This window comes from Pseudoalteromonas carrageenovora IAM 12662 (assembly GCF_900239935.1).
Classification (GTDB): domain Bacteria; phylum Pseudomonadota; class Gammaproteobacteria; order Enterobacterales; family Alteromonadaceae; genus Pseudoalteromonas; species Pseudoalteromonas carrageenovora.
On sequence record NZ_LT965928.1, the window covers coordinates 1,681,622 to 1,703,484 of the forward strand.

The window sequence follows — 21,863 nt, forward strand, 5'->3', positions numbered from 1 at the left end:
AGTTCTGGTTAAAAAATTTACTACAATATTTGGTTAAGGTTTACACATGGTGTGTTGCATTTGTACTTTAGGGGATAAGCTGTGCTAGAACAGATAGAAAATTGGATTGACTCTACAAATTTAAAATACAGTAGTCAAAAAGTGAGTTGTGATAAATTCAGTAATGAATTTGATGGGTTTTATCCTACCGAGTTTTTAAAAAACGCATATTACGTTGTTGTAGACCAAATACCAAAGCCAGACTTTGTGGGTCTACGAGAAATGGGCCTAGGTGATTTTGTCGATATGGACGCGGCGGGTATAACGTATAAAAATACTTATTATATACTTCCCCACGTCGCTACTAATTTAAGGGTTCATTTTCATGAACTTGTTCATGTTGCGCAGTAGCTTGAGTTAGGCGCTGACGCATTTATGCATCGTTACATTAGTGAAATTCAACGTGTGGGATATCACCATGCTCCGCTCGAAAAGATGGCATACGCGCTTGACGAGCAATTTGCTAGTCGTGGTAAAAAAATAGATGTGCCAAAATATGTAAGTCATACGTTGTAATTAGCGCTGAATTTTAAAGGAATTTATATGAACAAAACGTTAGGATGCTTTTTTACTTTAATGTGTATTGATGCACAAGCTGTCACGTTTGAAGAAAGTATAGTATCAGCCTTACTAGAGCGAACAAAACACAATATTACCTACGACGGGGCTTACCACTCAATTGCTTACCCTGGTGGTGATGTGCCTGAAAATATTGGGGTATGTACCGACGTTATAATCAGAAGTTACAGAAAGTTAGGTATAGATTTACAAAAACGTGTACACGAAGATATGTTGCAAAACTTTGCATTGTATCCTTCTAAACGTATATGGGGTTTAACTAAGCCGGATAAAAATATAGACCACCGAAGAGTGCCTAATTTACAAACTTATTTTAAAAGACATGGGCACATGTTGAGTATCTCTGCTAACCCAGCAGATTATGAAGCTGGAGATATAGTTACATGGATGTTACCGGGCAATTTACCGCACATTGGTATGGTGATTGATGAGCACTCAAAAGAGACAGGCAATCCGTTTATAGTTCATAATATTGGTCGAGGGCCCCAAAAAAGCGATATGCTTTTTAATTATAAAATTACAGGGCATTATCGATTCGTACCAGAAGGCTTTTAGCTAAGGCATTAATATTTAACTTAAACTCTGTACTATAAATTTCCTCAAGCAGAATTTAAAAATGCTTATTTTAAACTAATACTTATATTACCATTGGGTTTACAGCAGCACAGCAGGATTTCACCTTCGCGTACAAAGGCTAAAGGCTCTTCGTTGTATTCAACATTACCTGTGAGTAAGGTCGCTCTACATGCTCCACAATAGCCTTCGCGGCATTGATACGCTACGTCTATTTTTTGGGATTCTAAGCACTGTAAAACTGAAGGGCAGCCAGTGGTAAATTCTATACACTGGCTGTTATCTGCAAGCGTTATGCTTGCAGTGGGTTTGTCACTCATTATAAATCAAAGTCACCAAATTCTGAGGCATCTACTTGTGAATCAATTTGACCAACAAGGTATGAGCTAATTTCAGCTTCTTGTGGTGCTACTTGCACGTTGTCTGATACAAGCCATGAGTTGATCCATGGAATAGGGTTGCTGTTGTTATCAAACTGAGCAGGTAGGCCAATAGCGGTCATACGTGCATTAGTAATGTATTCAACATACTGACATAAAATGTGTTTGTTTAAACCAATCATAGAGCCATCTTTGAATAAGTACTCTGCCCATTCTTTTTCTTGCTCAGCTGCTTCTACAAACATTTTAATGGCTTCGTCGCGGCACTGCGCAGCAACAATCGCCATTTCTGGGTCGTCTTTGCCATCTTGCATAATGTTTAAAATATGCTGAGTACCCGAAAGGTGAAGTGCTTCATCACGTGCGATTAGCTTGATGATTTTAGCGTTACCTTCCATTAATTCACGTTCAGCAAACGCAAACGAACATGCAAAGCTAACGTAAAAACGAATTGCTTCAAGAATGTTTACCGACATCATAGCAAGGTAAAGTTTCTTTTTAAGTTCGAATAAATTAACAATAACTGTTTTACCGTTAATCTCGTGCTTGCCTTCGCCATATAGGTTGTAAAGCGATACAGAATTAATTAAATCATCGTAGTACGTTGTTACTGCATCAGCACGCTCGCTGATTTTGTCATTACTCACAATATCATCAAAAATAAGCTCTGGTGATTGCGTTACGTTACGAATGATGTGCGTGTATGAGCGACTGTGAATTGTTTCACTAAATGCCCATGTTTCTATCCACGTTTCTAGCTCTGGAATAGATACAATAGGAAGTAGGGCAACGTTAGGCGATCGCCCTTGAACACTATCAAGCAATGTTTGATATTTTAAGTTACTTAAAAATATGTGCTTCTCGTGATCTGGTAATGCTTGAAAGTCTAACCGGTCTTTACTTACATCTACTTCCTCAGGACGCCAAAAGAAAGACAGTTGCTTTTCAATTAACTTTTCGAAAATAGGGTATTTTTGTTGATCGTAACGCGATACGTTTACAGTTTGGCCAAAAAACATTGGCTCTTGCATTTGGTTATTATGATTACGGCTAAAAGTAGTATAAGACATGTTTATCACTCAAAAAACTATCAGAACAAAGCGGGCTAAACGCCCGCTTAAAATTAAAATCAGCAACTATATTTTACACGCGCCGCCTGCACAATCGTCATCTTCGACTTCTGGCGTGTCGTCTTGTGCATCAGATGCACCATCGCGTGTATTATGGTAGTACAAGGTTTTAACACCTAATTTGTAGGCGCCTAGTAAGTCTTTTAATAAGACTTTCATAGGTACTTTACCACCTTCGAATTTGCTTGGATCATAATTAGTATTGGCCGAGATAGTTTGGTCAATAAATTTTTGCATTATGCCTACAAGTTGCAAGTAACCATCGTTTGATGGAATATCCCACAATAGCTCGTAATTATCTTTCAAACGTTCGTACTCAGGCACAACTTGTTTTAAAATACCGTCTTTACTTGCTTTAACGCTAATGTGACCACGTGGTGGCTCAATACCGTTAGTTGCGTTAGAAATTTGCGACGATGTTTCTGATGGCATTAACGCACTTAGTGTTGAGTTACGCATACCGTGCTCTTGAATGCTCGCACGAAGTGAATCCCAATCTAGGTGAAGAGGTTCATCACAAATTTTGTCTAGGTCACGTTTGTACGTATCTGTTGGCATAATACCTTGAGAGTACGTTGTTTCGTTAAACTTAGGACATGCACCACGTTCTTTAGCAAGCTCATTAGACGCTTTCATTAAGTAATATTGAATCGCTTCAAATGTTTTGTGAGTTAGCGCATTTGCGCTGCCGTCTGAATAACGCTTACCGTTTTTAGCTAAGTAGTATGCGTAGTTGATTACACCTATACCTAACGTACGACGTCCCATAGTGGCATTACGTGCAGCCGGTACTGGGTAGTCTTGGAAATCAAGTAAGTTATCAAGTGCACGTACTGCAAGCTCAGCGAGTTCTTCAAGCTCATCAAGTGACTCTATTGCACCTAAGTTAAACGCAGATAGTGTACAAAGAGCAATTTCGCCTTCTTCGTCGTTCACGTTATTTAGTGGCTTAGTTGGCAATGCAATTTCTAAACATAAGTTAGATTGGCGAATTGGCGCCACTTTAGAAATAAACGGGCTATGCGTATTACAGTGATCCACATTTTGTAAGTAAATACGACCTGTGCTCGCACGCTCTTGAGCAAACATTGAGAAAAGCTCAATTGCTTTAATACGCTTTTTACGAATTGAGTCGTCTTGCTCGTATTTAATGTATAACGCGTCAAACTCGTCTTGGTCTTCAAAGAAGGCGTCGTAAAGACCTGGTACGTCTGATGGGCTAAATAACGTAATGTAGTCGTCTTTAATTAAACGAGAATACATTAATTTATTAAACTGTACGCCGTAATCTAAGTGACGAACACGGTTGTCATCTACACCACGGTTATTTTTAAGTACGAGTAGGTTTTCTACTTCTAAGTGCCAAAGCGGGTAGAACAATGTTGCTGCGCCGCCGCGTACACCGCCTTGTGAACAGCTTTTAACCGCTGTTTGAAAGTGCTTGTAAAATGGAATACAACCGGTGTGGTATGCTTCGCCGTTACGAATATGGCTACCTAGAGCACGAATACGACCTGCGTTAATACCAATCCCCGCACGCTGAGAAACGTATTTTACAATAGCTGACGACGTTGCATTGATTGAATCAAGGCTGTCGCCACATTCAATAAGTACACAAGAGCTAAATTGACGAGTAGGCGTACGTACACCCGACATAATAGGCGTAGGCAATGATATTTTGAACATTGATACCGCATCGTAAAAACGTTTGATGTAATCAGTACGTGTTTCACGTGGGTAGTCAGAGAACAAGCTCGCGGCCACTAAAATATATAAAAACTGTGCACTTTCGTAAATTTCACCCGATACACGGTTTTGAACTAAGTATTTACCTTCAAGCTGTTTTACTGCTGCGTAGCTAAAGTTAAGATCGCGAGAATGATCTAGGTATGCATCTAGCTCGTCAAGCTCTTGCTCTGTGTAATCTACAAGTAAATGAGCGTCGTAGCGTTTGTCTTCAACCATTTTTGTTACGTGGTCAAATAAACGTGGTGGCTCAAACTGACCATACGCTTTTTTACGTAAATGGAACACGGCTAAACGTGCCGCTAAGTACTGGTAATCAGGCGATTCTTTTGAAATCTGATCTGCAGCTGCTTTAATAATGGTTTCGTGAATATCTTTAGTACGAATACCGTCGTAAAACTGAATGTGTGATTTTAATTCAACTTGCGAAACCGATACGTTTTTTAAACCTTCGGCGGCCCATTCAATAACGCGATGGATCTTATCCAGATCAAGAGGCTCTTTACGCCCGTCACGTTTGCTTACAGATAACTGTTGGTTCATTTGCCTGTATTCCTTGGGGATTATGTATTTTGACCAATGCTTTATACCTCGCAATAGCAAGGTACATACTCATTTATTATAAGTTTCACCGTATTGGCGAATTTAATTGAATAACATTTGGCCACAATATCTGGTGTTGTTCAATTTAGAGATCACAAGATAGTGTGGTCTGAGTTGTTTTGCAAGGGACATAATTGCCCCTGTTTGTGGATAACTTTGGGATAACGTAATTGTGTTAGTAGACACTCACCTTCGAACAATCATTTAAGTTGAAATATGTAAAAATCAACTAATGATCTGCTAAATTTACGCAATTTGAAAATAAATTTCGACTGGTTTTTTTATCATCAAGCTTTGCGTAAAAACTAACACGATCACAATATATAGTGTTTATTAATTAACATAGCACTATATGTGGCTTCAGTGTACTACCTAAGTGAATTGTTTAGTGTTCATGGTAGAACGCTTTTATAAATGAAAAGCATAATTAGAGGTAAGATATAGAAATGGGCTAAAAGATAGCCCATTTAAATTTATACAAAGAGCATGCTGCTCAGTGTAATAATTTTAAAAATACCTATTATTACACTTTCTGATATTTCTATAGATAAACTGAACTTCAACTTTAGTTATCCTAAATCTGAGTTTAGTCACTTGCCGATAATATAAGAATAAGATACGCTCAAACTTCCACACTAGGGCGCTTTCCTAAAATTTTAGCAAGTGTCTTTGCTAACATCATATTCAAACCTTGGGTATGATGTTAGCCCCTCCACCTAGTTGAAATATCAATTCCATCAAAGTGTTAATAAAACTTTAATGTGGTCTGAGTTGTTTTGCAAGGGACATACTTGCCCCTGTCTGTGGATAACTTTGGGATAATGTAATTATGTTAGTAGACGCTCACACATAAATGACAATTAAACTAATGATCTGCTAAATTTACGCAATTTGAAAATAAATTTCGACTGGTTTTATTATCATCAAGCTTTGCGTAAAAACTAACATAATCACAATATATAGTGTTTAATAATTAACATGGCACTATATATGGTTGAATCCATCAATCGGACTTTGCCAGTTAAAGTTGGCATTCCAGCTAACAGCTTCGTCAATGCTAGGTACATAGCCCCAAAGTGCTGTGGCGGTATGCATACCTGCAGCTTTGCCTGCTTGAATGTCACGCTGTGCATCGCCAACGTACAAGCAGCGTTTAGGGTCTACCCCCATCAGCTTTGCACTATGTATAAGTGGTAAAGGTGAGGGTTTAGCCTCAGCTAAAGTATCGCCACTGATCACAACACTTGCATCTTTTAAAGCGGGAATAGCAGCCACTAAAGGATCAGTTAAAAAGCCGGGCTTGTTAGTCATGATCCCCCATTTGATCTTTTTATGAGAAAGCGCAATAAGTAGTGGTTCTATACCAGAAAAACAAACGGTTTGATTTGCTATGTTTGCAGCATACTCATCAACGAGCTGTTTTATAAGTGTGCTTTGTGCTTGCTCAGGCCATAACGTTTTAAAACCAGCTTCTAATAATGCACCAGCACCGTTAGAGGCAGCAGGGCGATAAACATCGCTGGTTACTTCATCTACGCCTTGCGAGCGAAGTACAGCATTCAAAGCAGCGCCTAAATCATCTGCGGTATCAAGAAGCGTACCGTCTAAGTCAAATAAAAACGCATCGTAATTTACAAGTGAAGTGGGGGTTTGAGAGCTAGCCATTAAGCTAACTTCTCAAAATGAAGTATGTAATTAACGCTTACATCTGTATTTAGTGTGTATTGCTTTGAAAACGGGTTATACGTTAATCCTGCACTTGCACGCACTTTTAATCCAGCTTGCTCTGCCCATACGATTAATTGCGCAGGCTTAATAAACTTTTTATGGTCGTGCGTACCTTCTGGTACCATTTTTAGCAGCTTTTCAGCGCCAACAATGGCATACAAGTAAGACTTAGGTGTTTTATTAAGGGTAGAGAAAAAAACGTCTGCGCCTGGTTTAGCAAGCTCTGCTACAGCATGAATGATAGAGGCAGGGTCGGGCACGTGCTCTAACATTTCCATACAGGTAATCACGTCAAAGCGTTCAGGATGCTGTGACGCAAATTCTTCGGCAGGTACTTTTATGTAATCTACATTTACACCTGTTTCTAAACTGTGTAATTTGGCAACAGTTAAGGGCTCTTGCCCCATGTCTATGCCTGTTACGTTTGCCCCCATACGCGCCATACTTTCACTGAGTATGCCGCCACCGCAACCTACGTCGAGTGTTTCTTTGTCGAATAGGCCTTGAGTTTTATTAGCTATAAAGTCTAATCGTAATGGGTTAATTTCGTGAAGAGGTTTAAACTCCCCATCTTGGTCCCACCAACGCTCTGCGATGGCTTCAAATTTTGCTATTTCTGCGTGATCTACATTTTGATGTTCGGTCATAAAATACTTCCTCGTCAATCTGAGGCCATTATATAGGGCTAAATTGATAAATCGCAAAGTTTTGCGCCTGTAAATCCAAATTAATTGTGATAGCATGGTCACTTAGAAATAATAACAAATACTCTTGGCGCCTAATACCGGGTTGCAAAGAGCTGATACTGAAGGAATGTGATATCAAATGACTGATCTCGCCAATGAAATTCTGCCAGTCAATATTGAAGACGAGTTAAAAAACTCCTACTTAGATTACGCGATGAGTGTAATTGTAGGACGTGCACTACCAGACGTACGTGATGGTTTAAAACCTGTTCACCGCCGCGTTTTGTTTGCAATGAACGAGCTTAGTAATGATTGGAACAAGCCTTACAAAAAATCGGCCCGTGTGGTCGGTGATGTAATCGGTAAATACCACCCACACGGCGATAGTGCAGTTTATGACACAATAGTCCGTATGGCACAGCCATTCTCTCTACGTTATATGCTTGTAGATGGCCAAGGTAACTTCGGTTCGGTTGATGGTGATTCAGCAGCGGCAATGCGTTATACAGAAGTACGTATGGCAAAAATGTCGCATGAGTTATTGGCCGATCTTGAAAAAGAAACGGTTGATTTCGTACCTAACTACGATGGCACAGAGCAAATTCCTGACGTTTTACCAACGAAGGTTCCTAACTTATTAGTAAATGGTTCATCAGGTATTGCGGTAGGTATGGCGACTAACATCCCACCACATAACTTAACTGAAGTGGTTAATGGCTGTTTAGCACTTATTCAAAATCCTGATTTAACTATTCATGAGTTAATGGATTATATCCCAGGCCCTGACTTCCCAACTGCTGCAATTATCAACGGTAAAAAAGGCATCGAACAAGCCTATTTAACTGGCCGTGGTAAAGTGTACATGCGTGCACGCGCCGACATCGAAACCGATGAAAAAACGGGTCGCGAAACAATCATCGTTCATGAAATTCCTTATCAAGTAAATAAAGCACGCTTAATTGAAAAAATAGCTGAGCTTGTTAAAGATAAGAAAATTGAAGGCATTAGCGCATTACGTGACGAATCTGATAAAGACGGTATGCGTATCGTCATTGAGATAAAACGTGGTGACGTAGGTGAAGTAATATTAAACAACTTATATTCTCAAACCCAGTTACAAACTGTGTTTGGTATGAATATGGTTGCGTTAATAAATAATCAACCTAAGTGTTTTAACTTAAAAGAAATGCTTGAAGAGTTTATTATTCACCGCCGTGAAGTAGTAACTCGTCGTACAGTATTTGACTTACGTAAAGCTCGCGACCGTGCACACACGCTTGAAGGCTTAGCAATTGCACTTGCTAACATTGACCCAATAATTGATCTTATTCGTAAATCTCCAACACCTGCTGAAGCTAAAGTTGCTTTAACAGCGCGTCCGTGGGAATTAGGTAATGTACAAGCAATGCTTGAAAAAGCCGGCGAAGACAATGTAGCTCGTCCTGATTGGTTAGCTGCGGAGTTAGGTATTCGTGATGGGCAGTACTATATTTCTGAGCAACAAGCTCAAGCAATATTAGATTTACGCTTACACAAGTTAACAGGTCTTGAACATGAAAAGATTTTAACTGAATATCAAGCGCTTTTAGATTTAATTGCTGAACTATTATACATTTTGGCTACACCTGAGCGTTTAATGGAAGTTATTCGTGATGAGCTAGTTGAAATAAAAGAGCAATATGGTGATGAGCGTCGTACTGAGATCAACGCTGCTGCACACGATATTAGCTTAGAAGATTTAATTACTGAAGAAAACGTCGTTGTTACGCTTTCTCACGAAGGTTATGTTAAGTATCAGGCGTTATCTGATTACGAAGCGCAGCGTCGTGGTGGTAAAGGTAAATCTGCAACGAAGATGAAAGATGAAGATTTCATTGAGCGTTTATTAGTGGCAAACACGCACGATACAATATTGTGTTTCTCAACTGCAGGCCGTTTATACTGGCTCAAAGTTTACCAGTTACCACTTGCAAGTCGTGCTGCGCGCGGCAAGCCAATTGTTAACTTATTGCCACTTGAAGATGATGAGCGTATTACTGCTATCTTACCTGTACGCGAGTACGAAGATGATAAATACATCTTTATGGCTACAGCATTTGGTACAGTGAAGAAAACACCACTTACAGCATACAGTCGTCAACGTGCGAGCGGTATTATTGCGGTTAACCTAAATGAAGGCGATAGCCTAATTGGTGTTGATATTACCGATGGTAGCAATGAAATTATGTTGTTTACTGATGCAGGTAAAGTTGTACGCTTTAAAGAAGCTGAAGAGTCAGCAGTGGTTGATGAAGACGGCAACCCAGTACTTGATGAGCAAGGTAACCCTGAAATTCGTTTCAAAGGTGTACGTCCTATGGGCCGTACTGCTACCGGTGTTCGTGGTATTAAAATGGCAGATGATCAACGCGTAGTATCGTTAATTGTACCAAAAACTGACGGTGCTATTTTAACCGTTACTGAAAATGGTTACGGTAAACGTACACAACTTGAAGATTACCCATCTAAGAGCCGTGCAACACAAGGTGTTGTATCTATTAAGGTGAGTGAGCGTAACGGTGCTGTAGTAGGTGCTGTACAAGTTGACGATAACGATGAAATAATGATTATTTCTAATCGTGGTACCTTAGTACGTACTCGCGTTAATGAAGTTTCTACGGTTGGACGTAACACGCAAGGTGTTATTTTGATCAGAACTATTGACGAAGAGCAAGTAGTTGGTTTACAACGTATCGAAGAGATTGAAGTTACAGAAAGTGACTTAATTGATATTGAAGACGTTGAAACAGTTGATGCAGTTATAGACGAAGCCGTGGATGACAATCCTCCTTCTGAATAATTGAAATTGAAAAAGCGGCTAAGGCCGCTTTTTTTAATGTTGTTGAAAAAAATTAATAGAGCATAAATTTTATTATTTATGCTCAGTAGTTAAATTACTGGAATGAGGCAAAGGTAATGAGTAAATACAATTTTTGTGCGGGGCCAGCCATGCTTCCGCAAGCGGTTATGCAAAAAGCACAAAAAGAATTTTTGGATTGGCAAGATTTGGGTGTGTCTGTGATGGAAATAAGCCATCGCAGCAAAGACTTTTTAGCACTCACAGCTAAATGCGAAGCCAGCCTTCGTCGATTAATGAACATTAGTGATGAGTTTGAAGTGCTATTTATGCACGGTGGTGGTCGCGGTCAATTTAGTGCCGTTCCTTTAAACTTGCACCAAGAAGGTAAAGCTGCGGTTTATTGCGAAAATGGTGTGTGGTCTAAAAGTGCAACGGATGAAGCTAATAAGTTTACTAAAGCAACCTCTATTGATGTACGTAATGATGCTAATGGCGAGTTTTCAATAAAACAAGTAGCTGACTGGGTTTTACCTGCTGATGCATCGTACATTCACTACTGTCCTAATGAAACGGTAGATGGACTAGAAATTTTTGAAGTACCAACACACCCAACGGCGCCAATTGTCGCAGATATGTCATCGACTATTTTATCGCGCGAGATCGACGTTAATAAATTTGATTTAATCTATGCTGGTGCACAAAAAAATATCGGTCCATCGGGTATTTCAATCGTTATTGTTCGTAAATTATTACTCGAGCGTAAAGGTCTAGCAAAGCCAGGGATTTTAGATTACGCCCTTGAAGCAAAACAGGGTAGCATGTTTAACACTCCACCTACTTTTGCATGGTATTTAGCTGCACAAGTATTTGAATGGCTCGAAAGTAATGGCGGCGTTAAAGCAATGGAAGCTCAAAATATTGCAAAAGCGCAGTTACTTTATGATTTCATTGATGAATCTTCTTTTTATACCAATAAAGTAGCTAAGCATTGTCGTTCACGAATGAATGTTCCATTTTGGCTTAATGATGAAAGCTTGAATGAAAAGTTTGTTACGCAATCTAAAGACGCAGGTTTGTTAGCACTTGAGGGTCACAGAATAGTTGGCGGTATGCGTGCAAGTATTTATAACGCAATGCCTCTTGAAGGTGTTCAGGCGCTTGTGGATTTTATGGCTAGCTTTGCAAAGGAGAATAGCTAATGGAGCAACTTCGCTTAGAGCCTATTTCTCGTGTAAACGGCTCAGTAACTTTACCTGGGTCAAAAAGCTTATCAAACCGTATTTTATTATTAGCAGCACTTGCTAATGGAACAACCGTTGTAGAGAACTTACTTGATAGTGATGATATTCGTCATATGTTGGGGGCTTTAAAGCTTTTAGGTGTAAATGTAACACTTAATGAAGAGCACACCATAGCGACTGTAAATGGCGTAGGTGGCATTTTTAAAACGCCTAGTGAGCCTTTGTTTTTAGGCAATGCGGGTACGGCATATCGCCCTTTAACAGCTGTGCTTGCGGCTGTAAGTGGCGAATATGAGTTAATAGGCGAGCCACGCATGGAAGAGCGCCCAATAGGGCACTTAGTTGATGCACTGCAAGCACTAGGCGGTGACATTACTTACACTAAACATAAAGATTATCCACCACTTAAAATAGTGGGTGGGCAAATAAATGGCGGAGAAGTTGAAATTGACGGCAGTATTTCAAGTCAATTTTTAACGGCTTTATTAATGGCAGCTCCTTTATTTAGCGGTGATACACACATAACAATTAAAGGTACTTTAGTCTCTAAGCCTTATATTGATATTACTTTAGGCGTTATGGCTCGTTTTGGAATTAATGTTCAACACGATAATTATGCAACCTTTAAAGTAAAAGGTGGTCAACAGTACCAATCACTTGAACGCATAATGGTTGAAGGTGATGCATCTTCGGCTTCTTATTTTGTTGCAGCAGCAGCTATTGCTGGCGGCGAGATTGAAATTAAAGGTGTTGGTGCTAAATCGGTTCAAGGTGATATTGGTTTTGCAAAAGTAATGGAACAAGTAGGCGCTAAAGTAGAGTGGTATGATGAGCGTTTAGTGGTTAGAAAGGGCGAATTAAAAGGCGTAGACATTGACGCTAATTCTATCCCTGATGCTGCTATGACACTTGCAACCGTTGCGCTTTTTGCCAAAGGCCCAACAGCTATTCGCAATATATATAACTGGCGCGTAAAAGAGACAGATCGTTTATATGCAATGGCTACCGAGCTTCGAAAAGTAGGTGCGCATGTAGTCGAAGGTGAAGATTTTATAGAGATCACACCACCGGAAACATTTAATGACGTTGCTATTGATACCTATGACGATCACCGTATTGCTATGTGTTTTTCAATGGTTGCCGTAGGCGGAAAGCCTATAACCATTAATGATCCTAAGTGTACTTATAAAACATTCCCTACTTTTTTCAATGTTTTAGCGTCGGTAAGTGAATAGGGCTTTTATAACTATTTATAAAAAGTTACACACTTATAGCAGATATATTTTAATAACTGACGTATAATGTCGCGGTTTATTTAGGTGTGCATTGCAGGAGGTTTTAAATGCAGGCGTTATTAATGCCCGTGATCACCGTTGATGGCCCAAGTGGTTCAGGTAAAGGAACTGTTTGTCGCTTGTTAGCCGACAAGTTAGGGTGGGATGTGTTAGATAGCGGTGCGATTTATCGCGTTTTATCTTTAGCTGCACTTCATCACCAAATTGCATTAGATAATGAAGAAGGGTTAGTCCCGCTTGCTGCAAACTTAGATGTGCAGTTTTTGGTAGATAGCCAAACTAATGCAGGAAAAGTTATTTTAGAAGGCGAAGACGTAACAACCACTATTCGTAATGAAGAAGTGGGTGCAGCTGCATCGAAAGTAGCTGCTTTACCTCGCGTTCGTGAAGCACTATTACGTCGCCAGCGTGCGTTTCGCACTGAAAATGGCTTAATTGCTGATGGCAGAGATATGGGCACTGTGGTATTTCAAGATGCGCCGTTAAAAATATATTTAACCGCTAGCGCAGAAGAACGTGCTCGTAGACGCTTTGTTGAGTTGAATGAGCGCGGCCATGATGTTACACTAAGTGGTCTATTACAGGACATTCAAGCTCGTGATGAGCGCGATATGAATCGTGCCGTTGCTCCGCTTGTACCTGCAGAAGATGCTATCGAGATAGACACTAGTGAGCTTAATGCTCAGCAAGTGTTTGATAAAGTTATAACTTTAGTTGATATTGCAATCTCTGAAGGTCGGCTTCCTAAACGAAGCTAAACACTTTTTATGCGCCAGCAGGATGCCAGTGCTATTTTAACAACCCCATGCAGCATGGTTGCTTATTGGTATTAATATATGAGACGTATATTCGTATGTCAGAAAATTTTGCGCAGTTATTTGAAGAAAGCTTAAAGGGTTTTGAAGCAGAGCAAGGCTCTATTGTTAAAGGTACAGTAATCTCTATCGAGAATAACATTGTACTTGTAGATGCTGGTCTTAAATCAGAAAGTGCTATCCCTGCAGAGCAGTTCAAAAATGCTGCTGGTGAACTTGAAGTTGCTGTAGGCGACGAAGTAGATGTTGCACTAGATGCAATTGAAGACGGTTTCGGTGAAACTATCCTTTCTCGTGAGAAAGCGAAGCGTCACGAAGCGTGGATCCGTCTTGAGAAAGCATGTGAAGAGCAAGAGACTGTTACTGGTGTTATCAACGGTAAAGTTAAAGGCGGTTTCACAGTTGAAGTTGATTCAATCCGTGCTTTCCTACCTGGTTCACTTGTTGATGTTCGTCCAGTACGTGACACAACTCACCTTGAAGGCAAAGAGCTTGAATTTAAAGTAATCAAGCTTGACCAAAAACGTAACAACGTTGTTGTTTCACGTCGTGCAGTTATCGAGTCTGAAAACTCACAAGAACGTGAAGAGCTTCTTGCTAACCTTGTTGAAGGTCAAGAAGTTAAAGGTATCGTTAAGAACCTTACTGACTACGGTGCATTCGTTGACCTTGGTGGTGTTGATGGTCTACTACACATTACAGATATGGCTTGGAAGCGTGTTAAGCACCCTTCAGAGATCGTTAATGTTGGTGACGAAATCGCAGTTAAAGTTCTTAAATTCGACAAAGATAAAACTCGTGTATCTCTAGGCCTTAAACAGCTTGGCGAAGATCCATGGGCAGCTATCGCTGGTCGTTACCCAGAAGGTTCTAAACTTTCTGGTCGTGTAACTAACCTTACTGATTACGGTTGCTTCGTAGAAATCGAAGAAGGCGTTGAAGGTCTAGTACACGTTTCTGAAATGGATTGGACTAACAAGAACATCCATCCTTCTAAAGTTGTAAGCCTTGGCGACAACGTTGAAGTTATGGTTCTTGAAATCGACGAAGAACGTCGTCGTATTTCTCTTGGTCTTAAGCAATGTATTGCTAATCCTTGGCAGGAATTTGCTCGTCTTCAAAACAAAGGCGATCAAGTTACTGGTAAGATCAAATCAATCACTGACTTCGGTATCTTTATCGGTCTTGACGGTGGTATTGATGGTCTTGTACACCTTTCAGACATTTCTTGGAATACACCTGGCGAAGAAGCTGTACGTGAATTCAAGAAAGGCGACGAAATCACTGCTATCGTACTGCAAGTTGACCCAGAGCGTGAACGTATCTCTCTAGGTGTTAAGCAAATCGAAGCTGACCCATTCAATAACTACCTTGATGCAAACAAAAAAGGTGCTATTGTTAAAGGTAAAGTGACTGAAGTTGATGCGAAAGGCGCAACTGTTGAACTTATCGAAGGCGTTGAAGGTTACATCCGTGTAGCTGATATCGCTCAAGAGCGCGTTGAAGATGCAACTACTGTTGTTTCTGTAGGCGACGAGATTGAAGTTAAATACGTTGGTGTTGATCGTAAGAACCGCACTTTAAGCTTATCAGTTAAAGCTCTTTTCGAAGCAGAAGAGAAAGAAGTACTTGAGAAGCTTAAGAAAGAAGAGCCAGTGTTTGAAAACGCAATGGCAGCTGCTTTCGCAAATGCACAAAAAGACTAATATATAATTAGTTTTTAGTTGGAAGGGCATTAATGCCCTTCCTATATCTCTTTTTAAGGAAACGCTATGACTAAGTCAGAATTGATAGAAACACTTGCGGAACAACACGCACACGTTCCAGTGAAAGATGTTGAAAATGCAGTAAAAGAAATTCTTGAACAAATGGCCGGCTCATTATCTACTTCGGATCGTATTGAGATCAGAGGTTTTGGTAGTTTCTCTTTGCATTTCCGCGCTCCTCGCACAGGTCGTAACCCTAAGACTGGCGATACAGTTGAGCTTGAAGGAAAGCATGTACCTCATTTTAAACCTGGCAAAGAATTGCGCGACCGCGTAAACGAGAGTATTGCCTAGTTAACTCATTGGAGTAGTTACTTGTTTAAGGTATTAAAAATTATTCTGGTTGCGTTTTTTCTCATTTGCGCATTTGTATTGGGATCTCAAAACCCACAATTAGTACAAATTAATTATATTATTGCCAGTAATACATTACCTTTAGCTGTAATAATAAGTATCTGCTTTTTAATAGGTGTTGTAATTGGCTGCTTTATAAGCTTTAAAATATTTTCTAAGTTAAAGTGGCAAAATTACCGTTTAAAAAAACAATTAGCGCCTGAAAAAGATAAAAACAAGCTTGCCGCTAATAAAGACGCCTAATTATGATTGAGCTTTTGTTTTTACTACTGCCTGTAGCTGCCGGTTACGGCTGGATAATGGGTAAAAATAGTGCTAAAAACCAAGCTCATCAACTTAACAGACAGATCACATCTGAATATAGTAAAGGCTTAAAGTTTTTACTTGATAGAGAAGAAGATCAGGGTTTAGAGCATTTAATCAACTTGCTCGAAGTAGCCGCTGATTCTGTTGAACATTATTCTACATTAGCTACTATGTTTCGCCGTCGAGGTGAACTAGACCGCGCTATTAAAATTCATGAACTCCTTTTAAAGCATCCTAGCTTAAGCGAAAAAGAATCTGCAACTACGCGTTTAGAACTTGCCGAAGATTATATTATGGCGGGTTTACTTGATAGTGCAGAAGAGCATTTGGTCTGGCTTGTTAAAGCAGGTGAGCCTGAAGCGCTTGACCCTATTATTACTCTTTATTCGCAAACCCGAGAGTGGGAAAAAGGCATCAATATGTTTGAAGCCCATAGCGAGCTATTTTCTAAAGAGCAGCATTTTAAAGCCATTGCTAACTTTTATTGTGAATTAGCATTGAGTAATAATAATCCTCAATTAATGCGTAAAGCGATAAGCTTAAATTACAAAGCAATTAGGCCGCTTTACGAACTAGGTTTAACTGCTTATACAAGCGAGGATTACGTTAAAGCTATTTATTACTGGCGTGAACTTGTTTGTCAGTTTACGTTGTTTGCCCCGTTATTTATTGATGAGCTGGCGCATAGCTATAAACAATTAAATTTAACTCATCAGTTTCATGATTTATTAAATGACCTTTTAGATAAAGGTGGCGTGCTAATAAAAATAAAACATTGCCAAGCTTTATTAGAGCAGGGGCATACCAAGCAAGCATTTGATTTTTTAACTGATAGTTTAAAGCGCCAACCGACTATTCGCGGTTTTAGCTTTTTACTGCAGCTTATGGGTAATCAAAATAAAAATACAAAAGAAGTACTCAATGAAATTGATAAGCTTGTTACTTCGTATATAGCCACAAAACCTGATTTCCAATGTCAGCACTGTGGATTTACCAGTCACACAATTTACTGGAATTGCCCATCTTGTAAACATTGGGAAACCATTGTGCCAAGTAGAGGCTTAGACGGATTTTAATAACCCCTAACTATTTATAACTTTACTGCCATTCATTAGGATAGCTATGTCTTTCGAACATTCAAAAAAAATTCTTATTGCCCTAGATTATGATTCTCAAGAAGCCGCCCTTAGTTTTGTAAAGCAACTTTCACCTGATACTTGCCGTCTAAAAGTGGGCAAAGAGATGTTTACTTACTTTGGGCCTTCATTTGTTAAAGAGTTAATTGATTTAGGCTTTGATGTATTTTTAGATTTAAAATTTCATGATATCCCTAATACGGTAGCTAAAGCAGTTACTGCAGCGGCAAATATGGGCGTGTGGATGGTGAACGTACATGCATCTGGCGGTTTTGAAATGATGAGTAAAGCTAAACAAGCACTCGAAAAATTTGGCGATAAAGCACCACTTTTAATTGCTGTAACTGTATTAACAAGTATGGATGAAATTGAGCTAAAACGCTTAGGTGTAGAAAAGTCAGCACAGCAACAAGTTATGCATCTAGCTAAATTAGCAAAAGAGGCAGGACTTGATGGTGTTGTTTGCTCAGCTCAAGAAGCTAAAATTTTAAAAGCTGAACTAGGTAATAATTTTAAATTAGTTACTCCTGGTATAAGGCCTGAGGGAAGTGATGCTGGCGATCAAAAACGTATTATGACGCCTAAACAAGCAGTAGATGCCGGAAGTGATTATTTAGTTATTGGTAGGCCGATTACTAAAGCTGACAATCCAGTAAAAGTATTGGAAGATGTTAACAGTTCAATAAGCTAGCTTAACAAAAACCAGTTATTTAGTGCTAAACCCTTACCTTATGTAGATTTTGTGTTACATTAATAAAATCAAAATGTTGTAGGGGTTTATTTTGAAGTTATTTTTAGGTTCTATATTAATTATAGTTGCTGGTTTTTCGGTTAATAAGTATGTATTTTCAAGTAAAGCATATGATGGTGTTAGTACAGTTACAGATATAATTTCTGTGTATCCTGTTAATATGTTTGATTTTAAAAAAACAATGGAAGACTACGCACATCACTTATGTTACAAAAATGAGGCGACTCTAAACACACAACATATTACGGTAACTGAGTGCTTATCGCAGCATGAAAACAAAAAGTTAGAGTGTGAAAAGAAAGTATTTCGTTTAGCGCCACTTAATTTAGAAAGTGAAGTTGAAGTGTTAGATTATTCAAGGCAATACACACAATGTACATTGCCTTATAAATATATTTTAGGTTAGAACTCAGCGGATATATTTTATATTAAGATTTTAAGCGAATGGATTTCGCTTCAATCTCTATTAGCTCTTGTTTAAATAATCCACCAATTGCTTTTTTATAGTTAGCTTTACTCGTTGAGAAAACCTTTTTTATAAGCTCAGGATCTGACTTATCACCAATGGCAAGTATTCCACCTTCTTGTTTGAGCTTCTCTAAAATCTTTTCACTAAGATTACTTACTTTACCCATGCCAGGCCTTTCAAGTACAACGTCAATTTTACCATCTTCACGTACCTTTTGAACAAACCCTTTAAGTTTTTGCCCAACAAATAAATTTTTGAATACCATGTTATAAAATACAACACCAAAGTGAGATTCTTCAATTAACACTTTGTAACCAATGTCTGTTTTACCAGCAACAATCAAATCAACTTCTTGAAGGTGTGAATATTCAGGCTCATCTTTTGATAAAAAGCGGTTAAAGTTATTCGATGCGCAAATACGCTGACTTGCATTATCAAGATACAAACGAACTAAGTATGAATGGCCTTCTTGCATTCGTGGCTTTTGTTCGTTAAATGGAACTAGTACGTCTTTATCAAGCCCCCAATCTATAAATGCACCAATACTGTTTATTTCTTTAACGCGAAGTAGGGCATATTCACCAACTTGAGCATGTGGTTTTTTAACGGTGGCAGTAGGTAAGTTAGCATTATCTAAATATATAAATACACTAATGCTATCACCTGCTTCAAGCTCATGTTTAATTTCTTGTTTTGGTAAAAACACTTCACCTAAGTCATGGCCATCAAGGTAAGCACCTTCGTTACTTACTTCTTTTACAAATAGGGTTTGTGTTGTTCCTAGGTAACTCATAATTATTCCTGCTCAGGCTTTTTTTTGCGGCGCATTGGTGAATCGCCATCGATATTCATAGGGGCTTTAATTGGTGCCACTGGTTTTTTAGGTTTTGCTTTGCGTTTAACGTGTGGTTTTTTAACCTGCGTTACTTTTTTAGTTTTTACAGTCGCAGCAGGTTTTTTCTCTTTAATACCTTTAAATTTAGCTTTTAAACCTTCAACACTTGCAAATACAAGCTCATCGTTCAAAAACGATTTTATTGCTAAATAGCTTGCCCAGTCTTTAGGGCCAACAAGCGATAAAGCATTACCTTTAAAACCAGCACGGCCTGTACGGCCTATACGGTGTACATATTCTTCTGCATGTTTTGGTAAATCAAAGTTTATTACGTGCGTTACACTTAATAAATCTAAGCCACGTGAAGCGACATCGGTGGTAATTAGTATTTTAAAGTTTTCACGGCTAAACGAGTCCATGATTTCAAGGCGTTTGCTTTGTGTTAAATCGCCAGCGAGCGCGACCGATTTAAACCCTTTTTCATTTAAAGCTTCACTTAAACGGCTGGTATCGGCACGTGTTGCTGTAAAAATAATACATTGACCAACATCGTCTTGCTTTAAAAAGTGTTCAAGTAACGCTTCTTTGTGATCAAGGTGATCAGCTAAATAAAGAGTTTGTTTAATATCACTGTGCTGCTCGTTTGCTGCGCTAAGCGTAATTTGTTTTGGTTTTTTTAATAAGTTGCGTGAAAGTGCATCTACTTGTGCATGATCAAGTGTTGCCGAAAACAATAATGTTTGGCGCAAACGGTGATTTGCTTGCTCATTAATCATTTTAAGTTGTTCAGTAAAACCTAAATCTAGGATACGGTCAGCTTCATCAAAAATTAACAGCTCTAAACCACTTAATTGTAATGAGCGCTTTGTGATGTGATCGGCCAAACGCCCAGGTGTTGCAACAACAAAGTGCGGGTCGTTACGCAGTGCTTTAATTTGATCGTTAAAGTTTTCACCGCCTAATATTTTTACAGCTTTGATATTTGCGCCTGCAATTAATAAGCGCAATTGAGTAAATACTTGCGTTGCAAGTTCACGGGTTGGCGCAACGATAAGTACACGAGGATCGCGTTTACTGAGCGCTTTTTGTTTCATTACTCGCTGAACAGCAGGTAACAAAAACGCTAATGTTTTGCCCGACCCAGTTTTAGACTGAGCGAAAATGTCATGCCCTGCAAGTGCGGTAGGCACTGCATGTGCTTGAATATCTGTGGGCTGGGCGATCCCTTGATGTGCTAATTGTGTTTCAAGGCGAGTATCAATCCCAAGATCAGTAAAGTGCAAAGTCGTGTTCTCCAATGTGCAACTTAAATTAATGGCCGCATTATAGCTTACACAAGGGTTATGCCGACAGTAAAAACCAATCTATAGCGCTATTTTTTGCAATTAATTATAAAAAGCGTAAAATACGCGCCCCATATGCGCCGGATTTACGATTCGGTAAACGCCACTTAAGGCTATCAAAGCAAAATAGGAAACAAAAATGACTGCTGTTCATAAAGATAATGTAACAAACGAGCACTTTGTAGTATGTGCAATGTACAAGTTTGTAGGCTTACCCAATTTTGAAGCGCTACGTAAACCACTTTTAGAAGTAATGGAAGCAAACGAAGTACGTGGTACTTTATTACTTGCAGCTGAAGGTATTAACGGTACTGTATCGGCAAAACGCGAAGGTATAGATAACTTACTCGCGTGGTTAGACACCCAAGATAACCTTAAAAATATAGTTACTAAAGAGTCATACGATGACGAATGTCCGTTTTACCGTACAAAAGTAAAGCTTAAAAACGAAATCGTTACCATGGGTGTTGAAGGTGTTGACCCACTTAAAGTGGTAGGTAGCTATGTTAAGCCTAATGAATGGAACGCACTTATATCTGACCCTGAAGTTATTCTTATTGATACACGTAACGATTACGAAATAGAAATCGGAACTTTTCAAAATGCAGTCGACCCTAACACTAAAACTTTCCGCGAGTTCCCGCAGTGGGCTAAAGAAAACTTAGACCCTGAAAAACACAAAAAAGTGGCTATGTTTTGTACCGGCGGTATTCGCTGTGAAAAATCAACTGCCTACATGAAAGAGCAAGGTTTTGACGAGGTTTATCACTTAGAAGGTGGTATTTTAAAATACCTAGAAGAAGTACCAAAAGAAGAAACCATGTGGGAAGGCGAGTGTTTTGTATTTGATAACCGTGTAGCGGTAAATCATGATTTACAAAAAGGCTCATACGATCAGTGTCATGCGTGTCGTATGCCAATCACTGAAGAAGAAAAGCAAAAACCAGAGTACATGGAAGGTGTATCGTGTCACCATTGTATTGATGATGTGACTGATGGGCAACGCGCTCGTTTTGCTGAACGTCAAAAGCAAATTGAGCTTGCTAAAGCGCGTGGCGAAGGGCACATTGGTAATGAAGCCCAAGCTGTTTTACAGCAACGTAAAGAAGCTAAAAAAGCGCAAAAGGATGCTCAGCGCGGTAAATAATATTTATATATTACATTTTATTAGCCCAGCTTTTGCTGGGCTTTTTTGTTTTAGCTACCACATAAGTACGCTGGTTTAGATTATGCTTAAATTGGTATTACA

At 39.1% G+C, this 21,863-nt stretch carries 19 protein-coding genes and 1 pseudogene; 13 read left to right on the forward strand and 7 right to left on the reverse strand.

The genetic code is table 11. The features are described 5' to 3' along the window. The first annotated feature begins 81 nt into the window (after window positions 1-81). A pseudogene (locus tag ALFOR1_RS07625) lies at window positions 82-555 on the forward strand (hypothetical protein). Window positions 556-615: 60 nt separating this feature from the next. Next, window positions 616-1,173, forward strand: a complete 558-nt coding sequence (locus ALFOR1_RS07630; protein ID WP_370592839.1) for a DUF1287 domain-containing protein — start codon at window positions 616-618, stop codon at window positions 1,171-1,173. 65 nt (window positions 1,174-1,238) lie between these two features. Here the strand turns inward: ALFOR1_RS07630 and yfaE are convergent, their stop codons facing one another. From yfaE to ubiG, 5 genes are all read right to left on the reverse strand, one after another. Next, window positions 1,239-1,511 carry a class I ribonucleotide reductase maintenance protein YfaE gene (gene yfaE / locus ALFOR1_RS07635; protein WP_104642577.1) on the reverse strand — a complete coding sequence of 91 codons (273 nt, stop codon included), beginning with the start codon at window positions 1,509-1,511 and terminating at the stop codon, window positions 1,239-1,241. Next, on the reverse strand, window positions 1,511-2,641 hold the full coding sequence (gene nrdB / locus ALFOR1_RS07640; protein WP_058549111.1) for a class Ia ribonucleoside-diphosphate reductase subunit beta: 1,131 nt from the start codon (window positions 2,639-2,641) through the stop codon (window positions 1,511-1,513). The genes yfaE and nrdB overlap by 1 nt, the downstream gene beginning before the upstream one ends. Before the next feature lie 66 nt (window positions 2,642-2,707). After that, complete coding sequence (nrdA, locus tag ALFOR1_RS07645; protein WP_104642578.1) at window positions 2,708-4,990, reverse strand: class 1a ribonucleoside-diphosphate reductase subunit alpha; 2,283 nt, start codon at window positions 4,988-4,990, stop codon at window positions 2,708-2,710. Window positions 4,991-6,034: 1,044 nt separating this feature from the next. Continuing rightward, a complete protein-coding gene (locus ALFOR1_RS07650; RefSeq protein ID WP_104642579.1) occupies window positions 6,035-6,715 on the reverse strand; it encodes an HAD family hydrolase in 681 nt (226 codons plus the stop codon). Next, window positions 6,715-7,425, reverse strand: a complete 711-nt coding sequence (gene ubiG / locus ALFOR1_RS07655; protein WP_104642580.1) for a bifunctional 2-polyprenyl-6-hydroxyphenol methylase/3-demethylubiquinol 3-O-methyltransferase UbiG — start codon at window positions 7,423-7,425, stop codon at window positions 6,715-6,717. Before ubiG ends, ALFOR1_RS07650 begins: the two co-directional genes overlap by 1 nt. 178 nt (window positions 7,426-7,603) lie before the next feature. On the opposite strand from ubiG, the gene gyrA reads away from it, so the two are divergent. From gyrA to ALFOR1_RS07705, 10 genes are all read left to right on the forward strand, one after another. Beyond that, a complete protein-coding gene (gene gyrA / locus ALFOR1_RS07660; protein ID WP_104642581.1) occupies window positions 7,604-10,303 on the forward strand; it encodes a DNA topoisomerase (ATP-hydrolyzing) subunit A in 2,700 nt (899 codons plus the stop codon). A gap of 116 nt (window positions 10,304-10,419) precedes the next feature. After that, window positions 10,420-11,502, forward strand: a complete 1,083-nt coding sequence (serC, locus tag ALFOR1_RS07665) for a 3-phosphoserine/phosphohydroxythreonine transaminase (RefSeq protein WP_104642582.1) — start codon at window positions 10,420-10,422, stop codon at window positions 11,500-11,502. After that, entirely contained in the window at window positions 11,502-12,779 is a 1,278-nt protein-coding gene (gene aroA, locus ALFOR1_RS07670) for a 3-phosphoshikimate 1-carboxyvinyltransferase (RefSeq protein WP_104642583.1), read from the forward strand. Before serC ends, aroA begins: the two co-directional genes overlap by 1 nt. 107 nt (window positions 12,780-12,886) lie before the next feature. Continuing rightward, window positions 12,887-13,597, forward strand: coding sequence for a (d)CMP kinase (gene cmk / locus ALFOR1_RS07675; protein ID WP_058549118.1), 711 nt, complete (start codon window positions 12,887-12,889; stop codon window positions 13,595-13,597). Between the two features lie 95 nt (window positions 13,598-13,692). Then, a complete protein-coding gene (rpsA, locus tag ALFOR1_RS07680; RefSeq protein WP_058549119.1) occupies window positions 13,693-15,360 on the forward strand; it encodes a 30S ribosomal protein S1 in 1,668 nt (555 codons plus the stop codon). Window positions 15,361-15,426: 66 nt separating this feature from the next. Beyond that, window positions 15,427-15,714 carry an integration host factor subunit beta gene (gene ihfB, locus ALFOR1_RS07685; RefSeq protein ID WP_007583054.1) on the forward strand — a complete coding sequence of 96 codons (288 nt, stop codon included), beginning with the start codon at window positions 15,427-15,429 and terminating at the stop codon, window positions 15,712-15,714. A gap of 21 nt (window positions 15,715-15,735) precedes the next feature. Continuing rightward, the gene (locus tag ALFOR1_RS07690; RefSeq protein ID WP_058549120.1) at window positions 15,736-16,017 is read left to right on the forward strand and encodes a lipopolysaccharide assembly protein LapA domain-containing protein; all 282 of its coding nucleotides are present in this window, start codon (window positions 15,736-15,738) and stop codon (window positions 16,015-16,017) included. A 2-nt stretch (window positions 16,018-16,019) separates the two neighbouring features. Further along, the gene (lapB, locus tag ALFOR1_RS07695; protein ID WP_058549121.1) at window positions 16,020-17,156 is read left to right on the forward strand and encodes a lipopolysaccharide assembly protein LapB; all 1,137 of its coding nucleotides are present in this window, start codon (window positions 16,020-16,022) and stop codon (window positions 17,154-17,156) included. Between the two features lie 46 nt (window positions 17,157-17,202). Beyond that, entirely contained in the window at window positions 17,203-17,907 is a 705-nt protein-coding gene (gene pyrF / locus ALFOR1_RS07700) for an orotidine-5'-phosphate decarboxylase (RefSeq protein ID WP_104642584.1), read from the forward strand. Window positions 17,908-17,998: 91 nt separating this feature from the next. Beyond that, window positions 17,999-18,373 (forward strand): hypothetical protein, encoded by a 375-nt coding sequence (locus tag ALFOR1_RS07705; protein WP_104642585.1) that lies wholly within the window; start codon window positions 17,999-18,001, stop codon window positions 18,371-18,373. Between the two features lie 22 nt (window positions 18,374-18,395). Here the strand turns inward: ALFOR1_RS07705 and ALFOR1_RS07710 are convergent, their stop codons facing one another. Together ALFOR1_RS07710 and ALFOR1_RS07715 are read right to left on the reverse strand one after the other, a co-directional pair. Continuing rightward, window positions 18,396-19,229, reverse strand: coding sequence for a CvfB family protein (locus ALFOR1_RS07710; RefSeq protein WP_104642586.1), 834 nt, complete (start codon window positions 19,227-19,229; stop codon window positions 18,396-18,398). Between the two features lie 2 nt (window positions 19,230-19,231). Then, on the reverse strand, window positions 19,232-20,554 hold the full coding sequence (locus ALFOR1_RS07715; protein WP_104642587.1) for a DEAD/DEAH box helicase: 1,323 nt from the start codon (window positions 20,552-20,554) through the stop codon (window positions 19,232-19,234). Between the two features lie 199 nt (window positions 20,555-20,753). Between ALFOR1_RS07715 and trhO the strand changes: the two genes are divergently transcribed. Continuing rightward, window positions 20,754-21,761 (forward strand): oxygen-dependent tRNA uridine(34) hydroxylase TrhO, encoded by a 1,008-nt coding sequence (gene trhO, locus ALFOR1_RS07720; RefSeq protein WP_104642588.1) that lies wholly within the window; start codon window positions 20,754-20,756, stop codon window positions 21,759-21,761. The last annotated feature ends 102 nt before the right edge of the window (window positions 21,762-21,863 follow it).